Source organism: Cupriavidus laharis (assembly GCF_914271435.1).
GTDB lineage: Bacteria > Pseudomonadota > Gammaproteobacteria > Burkholderiales > Burkholderiaceae > Cupriavidus > Cupriavidus laharis.
This window is the reverse complement of the sequence record NZ_CAJZAI010000003.1, coordinates 38,747-56,134: the sequence shown is the minus strand read 5'-3', so window position 1 is coordinate 56,134 and position 17,388 is coordinate 38,747. Positions and strand designations below refer to the sequence as shown.

At 66.0% G+C, this 17,388-nt stretch carries 14 protein-coding genes; 3 read left to right on the top strand and 11 right to left on the bottom strand.

Translation table 11 applies throughout. The features are described from left to right. Window positions 1-40: 40 nt before the first annotated feature. Both LDO29_RS07520 and LDO29_RS07515 read right to left on the bottom strand, forming a co-directional pair. On the bottom strand, window positions 41-3,964 hold the full coding sequence (locus LDO29_RS07520) for a DUF748 domain-containing protein (protein ID WP_224079173.1): 3,924 nt from the start codon (window positions 3,962-3,964) through the stop codon (window positions 41-43). Between the two features lie 152 nt (window positions 3,965-4,116). Beyond that, a complete protein-coding gene (locus LDO29_RS07515; protein WP_224079172.1) occupies window positions 4,117-5,205 on the bottom strand; it encodes an extracellular catalytic domain type 1 short-chain-length polyhydroxyalkanoate depolymerase in 1,089 nt (362 codons plus the stop codon). 257 nt (window positions 5,206-5,462) lie between these two features. On the opposite strand from LDO29_RS07515, the gene LDO29_RS07510 reads away from it, so the two are divergent. Further along, window positions 5,463-6,239, top strand: coding sequence for a Crp/Fnr family transcriptional regulator (locus LDO29_RS07510; RefSeq protein ID WP_224079171.1), 777 nt, complete (start codon window positions 5,463-5,465; stop codon window positions 6,237-6,239). Between the two features lie 28 nt (window positions 6,240-6,267). Here LDO29_RS07510 and LDO29_RS07505 read toward each other — a convergent pair whose 3' ends face one another. The 4 genes from LDO29_RS07505 to LDO29_RS07490 all read right to left on the bottom strand — a co-directional run bounded on the left by LDO29_RS07505 (window position 6,268) and on the right by LDO29_RS07490 (window position 9,282). Then, entirely contained in the window at window positions 6,268-7,110 is an 843-nt protein-coding gene (locus tag LDO29_RS07505; RefSeq protein ID WP_224079170.1) for a DUF2950 domain-containing protein, read from the bottom strand. 2 nt (window positions 7,111-7,112) lie between these two features. After that, window positions 7,113-8,486 (bottom strand): DUF3300 domain-containing protein, encoded by a 1,374-nt coding sequence (locus LDO29_RS07500; protein WP_224079169.1) that lies wholly within the window; start codon window positions 8,484-8,486, stop codon window positions 7,113-7,115. 52 nt (window positions 8,487-8,538) lie between these two features. Beyond that, the gene (locus LDO29_RS07495; protein WP_224079168.1) at window positions 8,539-8,874 is read right to left on the bottom strand and encodes a hypothetical protein; all 336 of its coding nucleotides are present in this window, start codon (window positions 8,872-8,874) and stop codon (window positions 8,539-8,541) included. Between the two features lie 120 nt (window positions 8,875-8,994). Continuing rightward, complete coding sequence (locus tag LDO29_RS07490; protein WP_224079167.1) at window positions 8,995-9,282, bottom strand: transposase; 288 nt, start codon at window positions 9,280-9,282, stop codon at window positions 8,995-8,997. A gap of 878 nt (window positions 9,283-10,160) precedes the next feature. Between LDO29_RS07490 and LDO29_RS07485 the strand changes: the two genes are divergently transcribed. Together LDO29_RS07485 and LDO29_RS07480 are read left to right on the top strand one after the other, a co-directional pair. Further along, window positions 10,161-11,117 carry a LysR family transcriptional regulator gene (locus tag LDO29_RS07485; protein ID WP_224079166.1) on the top strand — a complete coding sequence of 319 codons (957 nt, stop codon included), beginning with the start codon at window positions 10,161-10,163 and terminating at the stop codon, window positions 11,115-11,117. Window positions 11,118-11,492: 375 nt separating this feature from the next. Then, a complete protein-coding gene (locus LDO29_RS07480) occupies window positions 11,493-12,152 on the top strand; it encodes a response regulator (protein ID WP_224079165.1) in 660 nt (219 codons plus the stop codon). A gap of 25 nt (window positions 12,153-12,177) precedes the next feature. Here the strand turns inward: LDO29_RS07480 and LDO29_RS07475 are convergent, their stop codons facing one another. The 5 genes from LDO29_RS07475 to LDO29_RS07455 all read right to left on the bottom strand — a co-directional run bounded on the left by LDO29_RS07475 (window position 12,178) and on the right by LDO29_RS07455 (window position 17,361). Continuing rightward, complete coding sequence (locus tag LDO29_RS07475; protein WP_224079164.1) at window positions 12,178-12,639, bottom strand: MarR family winged helix-turn-helix transcriptional regulator; 462 nt, start codon at window positions 12,637-12,639, stop codon at window positions 12,178-12,180. Between the two features lie 50 nt (window positions 12,640-12,689). Beyond that, entirely contained in the window at window positions 12,690-14,288 is a 1,599-nt protein-coding gene (locus LDO29_RS07470) for an MFS transporter (protein WP_224079163.1), read from the bottom strand. A gap of 123 nt (window positions 14,289-14,411) precedes the next feature. Beyond that, window positions 14,412-15,656 (bottom strand): cytochrome P450, encoded by a 1,245-nt coding sequence (locus LDO29_RS07465; RefSeq protein WP_224079162.1) that lies wholly within the window; start codon window positions 15,654-15,656, stop codon window positions 14,412-14,414. After that, window positions 15,653-16,534: an acyltransferase domain-containing protein gene (locus LDO29_RS07460; RefSeq protein ID WP_224079161.1), complete on the bottom strand. Its 882-nt coding sequence runs from the start codon at window positions 16,532-16,534 to the stop codon at window positions 15,653-15,655. Before LDO29_RS07460 ends, LDO29_RS07465 begins: the two co-directional genes overlap by 4 nt. After that, the gene (locus LDO29_RS07455) at window positions 16,531-17,361 is read right to left on the bottom strand and encodes a prenyltransferase/squalene oxidase repeat-containing protein (RefSeq protein WP_224079160.1); all 831 of its coding nucleotides are present in this window, start codon (window positions 17,359-17,361) and stop codon (window positions 16,531-16,533) included. The genes LDO29_RS07460 and LDO29_RS07455 overlap by 4 nt, the downstream gene beginning before the upstream one ends. Window positions 17,362-17,388 lie beyond the last annotated feature (27 nt).

Below are 17,388 nucleotides of genomic sequence, written 5' to 3'. Positions count from 1 at the left end.
CCTATTGGGGCTGCCTATTGGGGCTGCTATTGGGGGCTGCCTATTGGCGGATCGAGAAGTCCACCCGGTTCGGCGCGCCCTTGTCCTTGATGCCCTCGGTGTTCAGGTGCGGTGCGGTCAGGAACAGCCGGTTTTCCGGCACCTTGCCGTCACGCTCCAGCGCCTGCTTGACCACCAGCGCGCGCTGGTCGGCCAGGTGCCTGAGGTCGGTCTCCGACACCGTGGCGTTCGCCATCAGCAGCTTCTCCATTTCCTCGGGCGGGAGCGACTTGGCCAGGCCGATGAAGTTGCGCGGCTTCTTCATGGAGGTGCGCTTGTAGACCTCTTCGAGGTACTTCGGATACTCCTGCTTCGACACTTTCACGTCGGCGCCCTGCTCGCCCGCCTCACTCTCGCCGGCTTCATCGCCTTCCTGCGCGCTCTTGCGCAGGTCGCGCCGCTTCTGCTCGGCCACGCGCGCATCGAGCCATGCGCGGCGGGCGCCGGCCTCGTCGGTGGCCGGGTCGATGCGGCCGCTGATTTCCAGCTTCAGCGACGGCCGGTCATTGAGCGCCTTGGCAACCGTGGCAATCTTGTCCTTTGCGGCAGGCGTGAGCGTGGCCGTGCCAGGCGCAAATTCCACGTAGCCGAGCTCCTCGCCGCTGCTGCCGCCAAATGCGGACGCGATCAGCGAGAACGGCGACGTGATCGCCTTGGTCAGCAGGTTCACGATCACGCGCAGGATCACGCCGCCGATGCTGAACTCCGGATCCGACAGCGAGCCGGACACGGGCAAGTTGACATCGATCACCCCGTTGCGGTCCTTGAGCAGCGACACGGCCAGCAGCACGGGCAGCTTGGTCGCGTCGGGGCTGTCGACCTTGTCGCCGAAGGTGAGCTGGTCCAGGTACAGGTGATTGCTCGCATCGAGCTTGCCCTGGTCGATCTTGTAGGCCACGTCCACGGTCAGCTTGCCCTTGGTAATCGGGTACCCGGCGTACTTGGCCGCATACGGCGTCAGGCGCGTGAGCTCCACGCCCGACGCCTTGGCGGCGATGTCGAGATAAAGCTGCTCGCCGAGCGGATTGATCTTGCCGCTGATGCTGACCGGCGCATCGTCATCGAGCCGGCCGTTGAGCACGAGGTCGGCCGGCGTCGGGTCGCCCGACGATACTTTCGACACCGAGCCCTTCATGCCGGTCAGGTTGGCGCTGTAGTTCGGCTTGACGAAGAAGTCCGAGAAATTGATGTTGCCCTTGTCCACCGACACGCCGCCGATACGCACCTGCGGCTTCGGGCCCGCGGCAGCCTGCGCGGGCGGAGTCGCTGCCGGCGCGGCCGGCGCGGATGCCGCGGGCGCCGAAGCCGGGTTCGCCTGCGTCAGGCTGGTGGCCGGCTGTGCCTCGCCCTTGGCCGCGCCGCCCGCCATGACGTCCTGCAGGTTCAGGCGCCCGTTCGCGTTCAGGATCACGCGCGCATAGAAGTCCGACAGCGCGATATTGTTCAGCGCCACGCGCATCGGCCCCTTGCTGTCATCCATGCTGAAATCGATGCCCGACACGGCCAGCGAGCGCCAGCGCAGGAAATCGTCGCCGGTCACGCGGTCCACCGTACGCACATTGGCCGTCTGCGCGTTGCCGGCAAAGCGCGCCGCAATCGGCTTGCCTGGCGGGGCGTTGACGGCCAGTCTGCCCTTGACGGTCAGCGTGCCGCTGCGCAGCGCCGCATTGAGGCGGTCGCCCACATATGGCTGTACCGGCGCGAGGTCGATCCCGCGCAGATCCAGTTGCAGCTGTGCTGCCGGCGCGGCCGGCAGCACATTGCCCTCCAGGCCGATGACGCCGCGCTTGCCCGATTCGGCGTGCAGCTTGACGGGCACCGCCGCGGCCGTCAGCGGCCATGCGATGGCGCCCGTGGTCAGGCCGATATTGCGGTACTGGTGGATGACGGGCCGGCCGCGGTTGATCTCGGCCGGCGCGTAGTCGGCCACGCGGGCCGCGCCGCCCTCGAGCCCGACCTTGCCTAGCCGCACCTTCCAGCCCCCGGCGGCGGCTGGCGCTGCGCCGTTTGATGCGGCCGGCGCCGGCGGCCGGCGTTCGGCTTCAGTCTGGTGCGCCGACTCGCTCGCCCAGATGCGCGCCATTTCCAGCAACTGCCCATGATGGTCGCGCGTCGCCGCGATCTGCGGCTTGGTGACCGCCAGTTGGCCAGCCTCGAAGGTCTGTTTGGCCAGGTCCAGGCCGATATCGTCCAGCACCACCTTGTCCGCCTGCAGCAAGGGTAGGTTCGCGCCCTCGCTGTCGGTCTCGCGGACGCGCCGGGCGCGGCTGGCGCGCTCGGCACGTTCCGCGCGCGCCTTGCGTGCCTCAGGTTCGCTGGAAGTTGCGGCGAGAGCCGGCATGACCACCGGCTCTCGCGTAGCGACACGCAGCGGTGCCAGTTCCAGCCGCGACTTCTCAAGCACGAACTGGAACACGGGCTGCGCCCACGACATCCGGTAGTGGAGCTCCGCGTTGACCGCGGTGTTGCCGAACTGGGCACGGAGCTCGCGCGGCCACCAGGACGCAAACCCCTGGGGCTGCAGTCCCGCGGTTTCCAGCGTGCCGGCCAGCGTGCCCTGCCGCATCGACAGCTCGCCCATATGCGTGAGCGTCTGGCCGTCGGCCACGGTGATCGTGGCCTGCAGCCTGGTCGCCTTGTCGGCGTCGGCACTGGCCAGGCCATTCACTTCCGCATCGATCGGGCCCAGCGCCAACTTGCCCGGCCCGGACGGCGCCAAAGCATCTTCGAATCCGATACGGGCCTGCTTGAGCGTGACGCGGTCGACGGCGTAGCGCCACGCAGCGTCTTGCGGCTTTGCCGCAGCTGGCGCGGATGCCGGCGCGGACGCCGCTGCTGCAGCCTTGGGAGCGGCCTTGGCGGCAGGCGCTGCTTGCGGCAGGAAGGCCGTCGCCAGGTTCAGCGAGCCATCCGCGCGCCGCACGGCGGCCACGTTCAGCCCTTCGATATCGACACTGCGCAGATGAGCGCGCTGCGCGAGCGGCTCCACGCGGTCGATGTCGAGCGCGAGCTTGCCGTTGCTGACCAGCGGTGCGCCGGCGAGGGTGCGCACATCGAGTTCGCGCAGCGCGGCGGTACCGGAGACGAAGATGTCCTGCTTGTCCTTCTGCTGGCGGAAGCCCAGCGTCAGGCGCGTGTCGAGCAGGCCGTGCCTGACGTCCGCGTCTTTGAGCTTCGGCGCGAACGGCATGAAACGCGCAACATCGAGTCCGTCGAAGTTGACGTTCAGGTGCGTTTCACGCGAATCGGCAAACGGCAGGACCGTGCCGTCCAGCGCCAGCGGCGTGCCGTTGACCTGCGCGCTGAGCGTGGGCCGCGTGACGATCTCCACATCGTGCGGCAGGTTGGACAGGAAGGGCAGCGTCAGCGTCAGGTTGTCGACGCGCACGGCCGACCCCGCCACCTTGTCCTCATAGGCCAGCGAACTGCCCGTCACGGCGATGTTGTTGACCGAGAAGCGGGCCGGCTTGGCATCGGGCGGCTTCGGCGGCTGGGCCGCCAGCTTGTCCTGGACATCGGCAAAGCTCATGCGGCCGTCGGCCTCGCGCACCACGTGTACGGCCAGCCGGTCGACATGCAGGGAATCCACCACCGGCGCGAGGTGCCAGACAGAGGCCAGCGAGGTGTTTGCCTCCAGTTCGCCAAGCGTCACCGCGGGCGTCTTGCCGTCGTGCTCATAGATCGTGAGATCGGACAGCGTCGCCGCCAGCTCGAACGGACGCACGTGCGCCCCGCCCAGCGTCACCTTGCGGCCGAGCGCCTCGGTGGCGTTCTTCTCGATCAGCGACTTGATGAGTGGCGGGCCGCCGAAATAGCCCGCAAGCCCGAACACCGCCAATGCGGCCACCACGCCGCCGGCCACGCGCACGGCCAGCCTGCGCCGCGGCGTTGCCGTGGCGAGCTGGATGGAATCCTTGATTGCCATGTCATTCCCGAAAAATCCGACCCCGCTACCGGTGATACGCAGCACTTTGTGCCCCGGATTTCACTTTTTTTTGACATTATGGCAATGGTTGGACGCAAAGCAAAGAAATCGTCTTTGTCTTATTCAACAGGACAAGAGCCGATCTGATTGGATCAGCGCCGGTGCTCGCGGAAGAACTCCCACATCATCGCGCTGGCATCGGGGCCGGTGGCACTGTGGTAGCTGTAGTCGCCGTCTCCGCCGCTCCATGCGTGGCCGAGCCCTTCCACCTCCACGAGCGTGACCAGGTCGCGGCTCCAGCGCCCGAAGCGCGCCTCGTGGAAATGCCCGGCCGGCAGGCGCATGTGTGCATCCGGAATACCGCCCAGACGGTCTTCCAGGCGGTTGTAGGCCAGGAACTGGCGTGCCAGCAGGCGGCCATTGACCGGGTGGACGGCATCGTCGTCGAGCCCGTGCACCACGATCGCCGGCAGTTCAGGGCCGCCCGGTGCAGCACCGGCAGCATCGAGCAGCCACGCCGGATCCGCTGACGATCCGTGCCGCATGGCCTTGAGGCCGGCGCGCGGGTTGTCCGCCGCGCCAACGACCACGCCGGAGTGCAGGCCTACGGCGGCGACACGGTCCGGATAGCGCAGTGCCACCACTGCCGCCATGGCCGCGCCAGCGGACATCCCCGCGACGTAGACCTGGTCCTCGCGCACGTCGTGGCGCCGCGCCAGCGTCTCGATCAGCGCCGCTACCGCCTGCGCTTCCCGGCCGCCTTCACCGGCAGCAAGGTCGAACCATTGCCAGCAGCGCTGGAGCTGGCGCCGCAGCGGCTGCTGCGGATACGCGACGATAAAGCCTTCCTGCTCGGCCAGCGCGTTCATGCGCGTGCCGGCGGCGAGGTCGTCGGGAGTCTGCCGGCAGCCATGCAGCATCACCACCACGGGCAATGGAGCGCGAAAGCGGTGCTTGGCGCTGGCCGGCACGTAGAGGTGATAGGAAAGCTGCGGCACCAGTTCGCCGGGCAGCGGCGCCAGGCGCAGACGGTGCGATTCCCAGCTGCCTGGCAACTGCGGCGCGGGATGCCGCGGAGAAAGCGGAGCACCATGCGGTGTCCGGATACGGCGCCGGGGCGCCAGCGGGCTCAACGATTCAATACGTTCCAGCCACGATTTCACTTGTGCTTCGGTCTGGGCCTGCGCCCGGCTGAATCGCCGGATTTGCGCCTGCCAGTCCGTGGCAAGGCTCTTGGCCATGAGAACTCCTGGTCGCCTGAGACGTGTCTCCCCCGGTGCTCTGCGTATTGTTGCGATGCAGCATAACACATGGATTGCCGGGCTTCCGTCGAGCGTGGCTTTTTCACATCACCGCGGCGACGCGGCAATGTGCGGCCAACGTCCTCAGGCCAATCGAAAAAATTCAAGTAGAACAACGAAAGAATACAGATCGCAGCGAGATAGCAGCCGTTGCAGCGCTCCTTATACTAGGCTGTCGCCCACAGGCGCTCATCCCCATGTCGGACCACGGCTCGCCCTCCTGCTCGCTCTGCCTTTTTCGCCATGTCTGCCGCGACGCTCCGACGGCCGATATGTCGCCAAACGCGCAGAAACCCTTGCAGCCCGCACAGGTGGCGGTGCCTGCGGGCAATGTGCTCTTTCGCCAGGGCCGCCCGGTGTCCGCGGTATTTCCGCTGCGGCAAGGCAGCGCCAAGCAGGTCTATGAATCGCCGCTGGGCTGGCGCCAGGTGACGGGGTTTTCGTTGTCCGGGGACATTCTGGGGCTGGAGCCGAACGAGGCGCCAGCCCACAGCGTCAGTGCCATTGCCTTGCAAGACACCGAGTGCTGCGTCGTGGCGATCGAAGCGCTGCGCACGCACATGGCCGACCCGGCCTTCCGGGATTCCGTGCTGGCCGTGATGCGCCATCAAGCCGAACGTGAGCGCATCCTGCTGGTCGCGGTTGGCTCGATGAAAGCCGCGCAGCGGCTGGCCATGCTGCTGCTGGACCTGGACACCGAGCACCGGCGCCGCGGTGGCGCCGACGGCCCGCTCACGCTGGCGATGCCGCGGGCAGACATCGCCAGCTTGCTCGGCCTGACGCTGGAAACGGTGTCGCGCCTGTTGTCGCGTTTTGCCTCGGTGGGCCTGATCTCGGTCCGGCAACGGCGCCTGCGGCTGGTCGACCGCGATGGCTTGGCCGCGGTCTATGCGGACCTGGAGCCGATGCCACGGCAAGCGCCGGCCACCACGGCCGCGCGTGCCGGGACAGGCGACGAACCCCGCCCTTTCTAGTTCACACGGGGGCCGGCCGCTGCGCCGGTCAGTGATCCGCCACGCGCTGCCAGCCGTCCGGCGAGAAGCTCCGGATCGTCCCGGCACGCGCTGCCGTGCCGGAGCCGAGGTCACGTTCGTAGAACACCTTGTCGCTGCCCAGCAGGAAGGTGTGGATGCCGCTCTGGCCATATTGCGCGGGCCAGGCCACGAAGGCGTACTTGGCATCGCTGCCCTTGGGCGGTGCAATCACACGATAGTGGTAACCGTAGAAGGCGGAATCGGCAGGCGTCTCGGGCACCATTGCCAGCGCATCCGGTCCGACCGGGCTGGCATTTTCCTGGCTGGTCGACGGCCAGTACAGGCCGTTGGTCTTGCCCGGACTGCTCACAAGCTGGGCCGCGTAACGCCCGTTGCCCACTTGCTGCGCAAAGCGCTCCTGCGCGTCGGCGAGTTGCAGCAGCGTTTCCATGGCCACCAGCTCATTGCGGCCCAGGCGCCGGCGCAGGACTTCCCGCTCCCCCGCGCGCAAGTCGAACTGCCAGCCATTTTTCTGCCTGACCAGCGGCACGGGGAACGTCCAGCCGCTTTCGCCGACCGCGAGCAGCGCGCGGCGCTCGCCGTCAGGCTGGATGCCGTGATGCCTGGCCCATGCGGCCAGGAAGTCGTACACATCGTCGCGGTCCACACCGCTCGGCGGAAGCAGCTTGTGGTAGTTGTTGCCCAGCACATGCTTGAGCGCATCGTCGTCACTGCGGGCGATGGCATCTCCAAGCGCCTCGGCCGCGGCATCCGGCGTCGGGTAACTCTGCTGTGCCAGCGCCGGCAGGCCGGCCGACAAGGCTGCAAAGGCAACCAGCACGCGCATTGCAGACATGGATTTACGCATCATGATTACCTCCGGCCATGGCCAAGATGTCCGCCGCCACCGCCGTGGAAGCCGCCACCCTGCCGTGCTCCGCCGCCCTGGAAGCCACCACTGCCTTCTCGCTGCGGTACAGCCCGGGCGGGCTGGGCAGCAACGCGCTGCGACTGCTGGCGCATGCGGTCGCCATTGCCGGCATCGTGCAGCGCACTGTTGCGGTTGGCATTGCGCGCCCGGTCACGCGCCGCAGCCTGGTCGGCGCGCTGCCGGTCGGCACCAGCCGGACGCGGATGCTGCGTGCCGCCTCCGCCTGCGCCGGGCCGGCTTTCCGCGCCTTGCCGGCCACGGTCCGCGGCAACGCCGCCGGCATGTCCGGGCATGGACTGCCCGGTGCGGCTCTGGAACGATTGCGCGGCGCGCTCGCGCGCCTGTTCGCGCGAATCGGCCGCCCCGCCGCCCGGACGCTGCACGCCGCCGCCACCCGCGCCGGGGCGCGGCGCGCCGCCAAGCTGGCCACCCTGCGGCCGGTTGGCCAGGCCCGCCTGCCGCTGCTGGTCAAAGCGGTTGCGAACGTTCGCGTTGTTGTAGGGCACGTTGCCGCGGTTGGCGGGATTGTGCTGCCAGTTGACATTGGACCGGTTCACGTCGAGCCGGTTGTTCACGTTGATGTTGTTGTAGCGGTTCACGTTGATGTTGACGTCGTGCGAGCCCCAGTTGAAGCCGCCCCACAACGAGTTGACCGCCGCAACGCCAAGACCGAAGCCGATCCCAGACACCAGCGCCGTCGCAAACACCGAACCGGGCGGCGGCGGATAGTATGCCGGCGGATACGCCGGATACGGCCACGCACCATAGACGACCGTAGGGTTGTACGACGGCACATAGACCACCTGCGGATTGGCGGGCTCGATCTGCACGACCGTGGTCCCGCCGGTGGTCTGGGTGACCACCTTCTGCTGCTCGGTGGTCTTGAGCGATCCCGCCTGCTGCGCCTGGCGCCGCAACCGCTGCACCGAATCCATCACATCGTTGGGTTGTGCGAGGAAGGCATCGCCGACGGACTGCACCCACTGGGGCTCCCGGCCCATCATGTCCATCACCGACGGGAACGCCACCAGCGACTGCACGCTCGGGTCCCAGGGTTCATTGCTGACCGCCTTGGAAGCCGCATCGCCGGACAGGCTCGAATTGGCCTTCGACCATTGCGCCGCTGCCGCAACGTCTGCCGGATAGGTTGCCGCCATCAGCACCTGCGACAGCAGCGCATCCGGATAGAGCGCGATCGGCGCAGTGAGCTGGTCGAGCTGCGCCGGGCTCAGCGTGGTCTGCGCCATCGGGGCGCCAAGCTGGCCCAGCAGCATCAGCCCGAGACACCAGGCAACGATATGACGTAAGCGGTGCATGTTCGCTCTCCACAAGAATGCAGTCCATCAAGCGCGGCCGGCTGTACCGCCATTACCGGCCCTGCTGGGTGCATTCCTGGCGGTACGCCTCTTCCAGGCGCTTGCGGTCCGCCTGATGCTCCAGCGTCGGATACGTGCGGCCGTCAGCCGTTGTGACCGACGACTTGCCGGTGGACCACTGCTGCCCCGCGGGCAGTGCATTGATCTGGTCCAGCAGCGACTGGCAGCGCTGGCGCTGCGATACCGACAAGGTGCCGTCGGCGGATTCCACTGTTGCCGTAGCGCTGTCGAGCATGCGAGGCGGCGGCGGCGCGACCATCGGCGCCGGCGGCGGCGCATCCGACGCGGCCCAGGCCCGCGCGGCCAGCAGCCCGGCACAAGCCAACATGCATACCCTGCGACAAATCACCTTGTTCAAGCTGAGACTCCGGGACGGCGCCCTGCCTGCACATGACGGGCGCGGGTACCTGCTGGATCCGTGTCGGATCCGGAATTTGGGGGCTGGCGGTCAACGGTCCTTGCCGCTGCCGCTGCGACCAGTACGGTTGCGCAGCAACTCGAGCTTGAGCAGTGCATCCGCCAGCATGCTCTTGAGCCGGGCATTCTCCTCCTGCAGCTCGCGCAGTTTGCGCCCTTCGCGCGCATCGCCCTGTCCGGGCTGCCCGTAGCGCGCGCGCCAGCCATAGAAAGAAGCATCGCTGAAGCCATACCGCGCGCACAACTCGCGCACCGGCACGCCGCTGGCGGCTTCGGCCAGATAGGTGCGGATCTGCTCTTCCGAATACCGTCTGTTCACCGATTCTCTCCGCTACGCAACGATCCCATGCGCGCCGGTAACCGTGCCCGACCCTGCCCGTACGTTAGCCCACCGCCAAGCCAAAAGGCAATTCAACGTCTTTGCTGGGCGAGTTAAGCAAATTGTGCAAGCCGGCAGTCGTGCGGCGGCGATATCGGCGAGCAGCTGTCATGAGCCGGGCGCGCTAACGCGATACGCAGATAACCGTGAAGACCTGGAGCGCGCGCGTCCTCGTCCGCCCACTTTGGTTTTTCCAATTTGGAATCCAGATTCGCCGCAAAACGCGACGCTGGAATTTCAGTGCGGATGAGTACCATACAGGCCTGGCAATGTCGGAGTCCTGGAAACACGGTGCACAGGCGGTCTTTCCTTGTGCCCGGCAGGTTTCCGCCCATGTTTTCATGTCCGAACAAGCGCCCCTGGACCTGTGTGTGCAGCATCTCGGAATGTCAGTTACTTCCTAGGAACTTTCCGGTTGTTGTATTAAGATTCCTCGGCATCAACTAAATTTCGTACGCCCGCAGACGGCGCTCCACGGAGCACGCAAAGACGGGCGGCCCGCCAGTTCTCCACCGGCACGGACACGCCTGGTGACACAGCAGAACTGCCGGCAAGCACGGGCCTGAAGGATTGAGGAGTCACTGCGCCATTTGTCGACGCCAGTCGCACATTTAGGAGTCGTGTCATGCTTCTTGGCAGCCAGATCCGCCGCAAACAGCGCTTGCCGGTTCCCGTCCCCATCCCCTTTTCCGCCCGCGAACCCGACCGCTGAGGTTCGCGGCGCACGGCATGCACCTGCTGCACAACGCTGTCACATTGCCGTGCAAAAAGAACAAAAGAAAAACGAAAACAGAATCCATGGATCGGGAGAAGTCAGAATGCGTCATGTCAGCACGAAGTTGTTGCACGTTTTTGTTCTGGTCATGGAGTACCGTGATCTCAGCGCGGTAGCGGCCTGCACGCAAGGCCGCGTTCCGACCGTCGCCTACAGCCTGGCACGGCTGCGCGAGATCACCGGCGACCCGCTCTTCGTCAAGCGCAACGGCACGCTGGAGCCGACGCCGCACGCGCTGCGCCTGGAACAGACCGCCAGGCAGATCCTGGCCAAATGGAACCAGCTGGTGCGGCCAAACGAGCTTGCCGCGGAGAAAAGCCACCAGGGCCGACGCCTGTCGATCGGGTTTTCTTCATCCATTGGCGACCCGGTGATCACGGAGATCCTGACCACTTTGTGCGAGCAGTTTCCGCATGACAGCTTCGTGACACGCCCCGTCATTGCCGATGCCACGCTGGCCGAGAGCCTGGACAGCGGCGAACTCGACTGCGCTTTCGTGGTCGACGGCGGGCACAACCCGGAAAAGGTACTGCCGCACAACATCCTGGCAACGCCGCGCCGCCTGGTCAGCGCGATGCGCGCCGGCAGTGCCGACGATACGGAAAGCGACTGGATCCTGCTACAGGAAGACTGCGAAGCCGGCAGTCCGTTGCGCAGCTTCCTGGCACGCCAGGCCAGCACCCCCGGACACCGTGAAACCGTGGTGCCGTCGTGGCACACGCAGATCACGCTGCTGCATTCGGCCGGCGGCATCTGTCCCGTACTGGATTTCAACGTGCCGCTTGTCACGCGTGACCGCAAGACGCGACTGCTGGCACCGCCGAGCAGCTTCCCCGAATGGGCGGCGCTGCATTTCTGGGCGCCCGAACGCGCGCGCGACAGGGGCGCCCTGCGCGACATCATGGACGTGGGCAGCGCCATCCTGCGCGACCCGCTCAAGGCCATCGACAGCCGGCGCAAGAGCCGGCAGGAACCGCATCGGCACGCCGCTGCGGCCTGAGCCGCGGCAGGCAGCCTACTCCGGAGAACTCGGACACTTCCGACGTTTGCCGTAACGCAAACCTTCGTCGCGCGCGGCCAGTTTCGCGCAGCGCCTGTGGCCCGCTACCGCCCGCCACACGGGCGTTTGCGGGGCGGTCCGGTCAACGGCACCGCAACCTTTGGCCGCAAGTATTTGCGAAATTTCCTAGTCCGCCATGGCGTCGGGGCCAGTATTCTGGGCCCGCACTGCCGTGTCGCGGCCGCCTCCCGTTTGGCTCGAGATCCCGGCACGTGCGCAGATGTTGATGCGTCCTTAGCGCCGCACGCCGTCATGGCGTGCGGCGACTTTTTGGGGCACAGCCAGCCTGCCATCCCCACGACAAGGACCCGCGCCATGACACTGAGAATCCTGCTGGCCGATGACCACCCGGTCGTCTCCGCTGCCGTACGGGATCAACTGCAAACACAGGCCGGCTGGGTAGTCTGCGGCATGGTCACCAGTGCCACGGAACTGCTGAACAGCGTGCAGGCACTGCGGCCAGACATCGTGATCACCGACTACCACATGCCCGGCCCCAGGGATTCGGATGGCATCCGGCTGATTTCCACGCTGCGGCGACACCATCCCGCACTCGGCGTGATCGTGCTGACCATGATCACCAACCCCATGATCCTGCGCTCCATCCTCAATGCGCGCGTGCATGGGCTGTTGCTGAAGGACGCACCGCTGTGCGAACTGGTCACGGTCGTTGCCCGCATCCAGCGAGGCTTCAACTACGTTGGCAAATCCGCCCTCGATATCCTGACGCAAGCCGACCCGGACAGCCTGATCGAGCCCGGCCAGCCGGCCATGCAACGCCTGTCGGTGCGCGAAACGGAAGTCATCCGGCTCTACCTGAGCGGGCGCTCGGTCAGCGAGATCGCCGGCATCCTATGCCGCAGCGTCAAGACCATCAGCCGCCAGAAGAATTGCGCCATGCAGAAGCTGGGCGCCAGCAATGACCGCGAGTTGTTCGAATGCGCAGCGCGCCAGGGCATCCTGCTGCCGCGTTAGCAAGCCACCCTGCCGTGCCGGGCGTTCACCCGGCGTCCACCATCTCCGTGGCGCGGGCCACGGCATCGGCAATGCCTGCCTCCAACTGGGCCAGGCCTCTCGATAGTTCGATCATGGTCGACTCGGGAACGTTCTCCAGCACATCCTGGAGAAAAGCCGAGCGCAGCGGCAGCTTGCCTTCCACCATGGCCCTGCCCGGCGCAGACAGCGTGACGTGCGTCACGCGGTTGTCGCGCTCCGAGGTATTGCGCAAGACCCAGCCCAGTTCCTCCATCGCCTTGAGCTGCCGTGTCAGTGCGCCCGGGTCCATGCCTACCCGCTCGGCCAGGGCCTTCTGCGCGATGGCATCCTGCTGGGTGTGCAGCGCAAACAGGATGCGCCAGCGCGGCAACGGCAGCCCGATGCGCTGCTCGAAAGCGGCCGCATAGGCGCGATAAGTCCGCCCGAACTGCTGCAGTACCGCAAGGCTTTGTCGCTCCAGTTCCATCCATTCTCCCGTATCCAGGGCTGCGGCATGCCAGTCATGCCGCGCCGGTCTCAGTCAGCCGCCATGGCCGGCTGCTGGCCTGCGCGCACCAGCCTGACCGGCGGCACGCGCCGTGCACGCCACAGGCCCAGCAGCGCGGCCACCGCCGCGATAACGAGCCCCAGGTGGATCGCTGTCACAAGGGAAACACGCGCCTGCTCCAGCAGCAAGGCGCCATTGTGCCCTGCCTGTTGGAGTTCGGTCAGCAACCCGGCCTGCACGGTCTTGTCGATCAGCACCTGCGGGTCCGACATGCGGCTGAGCCAGCCCAGCGCATTGGCCGGGGCCAGCGACTGTTCCACGCCGGCGGTGTAGGAACGCGAAACCATGGTGCCGACCATCGCCGTACCGATCATGCCTCCTACCATCCGCAGCGACTGCAGCATCGCCGTGGCGATGCCCAGGTGTTCCCGGCCCACCGTCTGCTGCGCAAACACCGTCAGGTTCGGCATGATAAAGCCGAGCCCGAACCCCGCCAGCAACATGATCGTCAGCAGCACCGGATGCGACATGCTGCGCGTGGCCTGCGACAAGGCAAGGCATCCGGCGGCCAGCATGCCGAAGCCGGCAAACAGCATGGCATTCGGATGGCGGATACGCGTGATGATGCGGCCGTTCACGATGCTGCCGACGGTGATGCACACCACCAGCGGCGTCACCAGCAGGCCCGCATCACGCGGCGAGTACCCGAACCCGCCCTGCAGCAGCAGCGGCGCATAGATCAGCAGCGCGAACATGGTGAACCCCACCAGCACCGCAAGCTGGAACAGCGGCGCCACGCCCGGGTGCCGGAACATGTCCAGCGGCAGGATCGGATTGGCGCAGCGGCGTTCCCATTGCCACAACCCGATCAGGGCTGCGACGGCGACGGCCAGCAGCCCAGCGGTCAGCCAGTCGATGCCGCGTTGCGGCAGCAGTTCGACACTCATCTGCATGCAGCCCAGCCCCACGCCGATCAGCAAGGCACCGAGCCAGTCGACCCGGATCGGCTCGCTGTGCGATTGCTGGCGCAGATGCGGCAGGTAGCGCCATACGAACCAGAGGCTCAGCACCCCCACCGGCAGGTTCACGTAGAACACGGCACGCCAGCCGTACCATTCCGTGAGCACGCCGCCCAGCGACGGCCCGATCGCATTGGCCACGCCAAACGCCGCGCTCATCAGCACCTGCCAGCGCAGCCTGACATGCGAATCCGGGAACAGATCGGGAATGCACGCGAAGGCGGTGCCCACCAGCATGCCGCCCCCGATCCCCTGCAGCCCGCGCGCCGCCACCAGGAACGGCATGCTGGTCGCCATGCCGCACAATGCCGAGGCCACCGAGAACACCACGATCGAAGCCAGCACGAAAGGCTTGCGCCCGTAGTAATCGCCGAGACGGCCGAAAATCGGCACGGTGATGACGGACATCAGCAGATATGACGTCGCCACCCAGGCGTAGTACTCAAAGCCCTGCAGTTCGGCAACAACCGTCGGCAATGCTGTCCCGACCACGGTCTGGTCCAGGGCTACCAGCATCGATACGAAGGCCACCCCCAGCATGGCGAGCAGCGACTCGCGAAACGGTAGAACCTGTCCGCCGCCATGCCCCGGTTGTGCCTTTGAGGTCATTTTATTGCCCGATCAATCGTTGTAATGTCAATCATTATAGGACGACTTGGCGAATTTTTCCGGAGACTGATGATCGCGCGTGAAGCGCCCATGCATGGCGCAGGCTACCCGGGAAAACGGCAGTCAGCGTTCGCTCTGTCTGTTGCGATAGTCCGAGGCCGGCAGGAGATTTTTGGCGGGGCCGGCCGTCGCCCCGTTCGATTCCCGGACAAGGAATTCCGCGTCCATGCGGTCGAAGCCACACAGGGCTCTGAGCCCGACCTCCCGCGCATGCTCCGGCACCAACCTGAAAGCGGGTAGCCGTGTCATCAGCGCCTGAACAATCACCCCGCCCTGCATCCTTGCCAGCGCCACGCCCGGGCATCGATGCGGACCCGCCCCGAAGGCGAGATGGGACTTCTCCCTCCGGTCAAGATGAATTTCGTCTTCGCTTCCGAACACCGTCTCGTCGCGATTGGCGGAACCGAGCAGCAGTATCACGCGCGAGTTGGCGGGAATGCGGTGTCCGGCCAACTCCACATCGGCAGTCGTCACCCGGACCGTCAGTTGCACCGGCGAATCCCGCCGCAGCGATGCCTCGATCAGCGCGGGAATCAACGTCGGGTCCCGGCGTATGTCGGACACGAGGCCGGGTTGTTCCGCCAGCAGCGCCAGAACATTTCCAACCAGGTAAGTCGTCGTATCCGCTCCGCCTTTCAACAGCGTGACCGTCAGGTCCAGTACGTGCCGGGCATCGACTTCGCCACGATGACAGGCCGCCATGAAAACACCCAGGCCGGCATCGGGGCAATGCTCTGCGGCCTGCCATATGTCGTCGAGCATGGCGTCAAACCTTGCCTTGAGCGATGCGGGCCGGGAACGCGCATTGCACTGGCCGCTGACTTGCAGCCATTGTGCGACGCATTCACGCCAGCATGTGTCGAGGCCGAAAACCGACGCCATCACGGCAGCGACGACTGGTTCGCAGACATCGTGCACTACCTCGAATCGATTTCCCTGCACGAGCTGTACGATAACGCGATCCAGCTCACGGCGCGCAGCCGCCTCACAGGCCACCAGCCGTTCTGGCGCAAACAGCCGTCCGACGTGCATCCGCAATGCGTCATGCCGCGGGGGATCGGACGCCAGGAGCGTTTCCTCGGCCGGAAGGACAGAGCCGTCTACCGGCGACCGGATCTCAAAGCTGTCCTGACCAAGTACGCAGGAGCTGAAATGGCGATGTTCCCGCAGCACGGTCCGCACATCATCAAATCGGCTGACGATCCATACGTCGGCTTCAGCATCATGGAAGACCGGCATCTCTCGCCGCAGCCTCGCGTACTCCTGGTAGGCAGCGGGCAATGTGCGTAGCGATGGCGCCGTCATCATGCGCCCACGGCCAGGGCAGCCGTGACCGATATGGCCGATGCCCCCAGCCGCGGCAACAGCGAATCGAGCGTCGAAGACGGCCCCGCTTCTATGAATGTCCGGATTCCCCGCTCGGCGAACGCGCGAATTCCCGGTGCGAACAGCACTGGCGCCCGAAACATGCGCCACCATCGCGCGGCATCGAAATCAAAGGACGTCCAGTCTCCGCCCGAAGTCGAAAACGCGTGGCACCGTGTGGGACCGACGGCGATTCTCCCGACCAATGCCTCGAACCCCGGATGTCGCTTCGGCAGCAGCGTCGTATGGACGCCCCACGGCAGTGGGAGAGGATAGACAAGTACCCGCCTTTCCTCCAGGAAATGACTGACAGACATCACGTCCGCTTTCAAACCGGAGATCACCGTGAATTCCGGCGCCATGACCGCAGCGACGCTGATCCGGTCCGTCATGGCGCGACACGCTGCAGCGGGCATCCGAACCAACGCCATGCGGCACTGGGTGGCCACGGCCTCCATCGACTTCCCGCCATGCACGGCAATGCGTAGCGCGTCGCGAAGTCCGATCGCGCCCGTGGCATAGGCAGCGGATACCTCGCCGCAACTCATGCCAATCACCGCATCGGGCCGGACGCCGTGATGCGCCAGCAATTCAAACATGCCGATCTGGAGCGTGACCATCAATGGGAAATTCCTCGGCAGGTCAGTCACTTCTCTATCCTGCTCCCACAGTTGTCCCATGCTCCAACCCGCCTCCTCTACGAGAATCGAATCGCACTGTGCAATCATTTCTGCAAATCGCGCCTCGCGCTGCATCAGGGACCGGATCGGCTGCGGCCGAACTGGCGTGCATCCCGAGAACGCGATCACGGTGCGTGTCATCGCGCCACCGCCGCGCGTGCGAGCGCTTCGATGCACAGCGCCGTGGTGAGTTCTTCCGAGCCCCACCAGACCGAATGCGCGACCGGTGGCTCGGGGCCTCTGTAGAATGCCGACCTCGCCCATGCACCCTCCTTGTCTTGCTGCTGGCGCAGCAAACCGATGCCTGCCGCGATGCCGCTGTCCCGAACGCCGTAGTTCGCCAGGATGCAGAGCGCAAGCGCTACGGACATCGGCTGCCCGGATGCGCGGCGCGCGCAAGCCCTTGTCTTTTCAATCACTGCATCGCGGCATGCGTGGAAGCCCGCCACGCCATGGAAGCATGCCCTGGACACCATGTAGTAGAGAGCCAGTGGGCTGGTGTAGTACCACGATGCCTCGTCTTCGCGATCGGCAAGGATGGCTTCGATCACGATATCGCGCGCCGCGATCGTCTCCTGACGCTCGCCGAGATACAACAGGACATTCGCATTCACCGCACCATCGACATCGTTGTCGGCGTCGGCGTTGCGCAGCCACGTCTTGAACAGGCCGCTGTCATGGCGGTTGTCAAGAATGCAGCCGACATTCGCCTGCAGCCTTTGCGCGTCGACGCCTGCCTGCCTCAAGGCAAAGGAAGCGCAGCAGGTGTCATCGAGATCGGGGTCGATGCGTGCGCCGTTACGGGAGGACCAGTAGCGCCACACACCCGGCGCCTCCTGTTCATCGAGCAGGAAGCCGACCGCCTTCGATCGCATCTCATCGATCGAGGGGTGCCTGATAAAGCTCAATGCATGCAGCACCAGCGTCGTGGCGAACGGCGAGGAATCGAAGCGACCCTCGCCGCGCAATGGCGCATTGGTGAACTTGTGGCAGGC

Bases quoted from the DNA above. Each gene is read 5' to 3' on its own strand.
- LDO29_RS07505 (WP_224079170.1), bottom strand. From the start codon at position 7,110: ATGATGCGTAAATCCATGTCTGCAATGCGCGTGCTGGTTGCCTTTGCA.
- LDO29_RS07475 (WP_224079164.1), bottom strand. From the start codon at position 12,639: ATGGAACTGGAGCGACAAAGCCTTGCGGTACTGCAGCAGTTCGGGCGG.
- LDO29_RS07500 (WP_224079169.1), bottom strand. From the start codon at position 8,486: ATGCACCGCTTACGTCATATCGTTGCCTGGTGTCTCGGGCTGATGCTG.
- LDO29_RS07495 (WP_224079168.1), bottom strand. From the start codon at position 8,874: ATGTTGGCTTGTGCCGGGCTGCTGGCCGCGCGGGCCTGGGCCGCGTCG.
- LDO29_RS07460 (WP_224079161.1), bottom strand. From the start codon at position 16,534: ATGACACGCACCGTGATCGCGTTCTCGGGATGCACGCCAGTTCGGCCG.
- LDO29_RS07515 (WP_224079172.1), bottom strand. From the start codon at position 5,205: ATGGCCAAGAGCCTTGCCACGGACTGGCAGGCGCAAATCCGGCGATTC.
- LDO29_RS07520 (WP_224079173.1), bottom strand. From the start codon at position 3,964: ATGGCAATCAAGGATTCCATCCAGCTCGCCACGGCAACGCCGCGGCGC.
- LDO29_RS07485 (WP_224079166.1), top strand. From the start codon at position 10,161: ATGCGTCATGTCAGCACGAAGTTGTTGCACGTTTTTGTTCTGGTCATG.
- LDO29_RS07465 (WP_224079162.1), bottom strand. From the start codon at position 15,656: ATGATGACGGCGCCATCGCTACGCACATTGCCCGCTGCCTACCAGGAG.
- LDO29_RS07470 (WP_224079163.1), bottom strand. From the start codon at position 14,288: ATGACCTCAAAGGCACAACCGGGGCATGGCGGCGGACAGGTTCTACCG.
- LDO29_RS07510 (WP_224079171.1), top strand. From the start codon at position 5,463: ATGTCGGACCACGGCTCGCCCTCCTGCTCGCTCTGCCTTTTTCGCCAT.
- LDO29_RS07480 (WP_224079165.1), top strand. From the start codon at position 11,493: ATGACACTGAGAATCCTGCTGGCCGATGACCACCCGGTCGTCTCCGCT.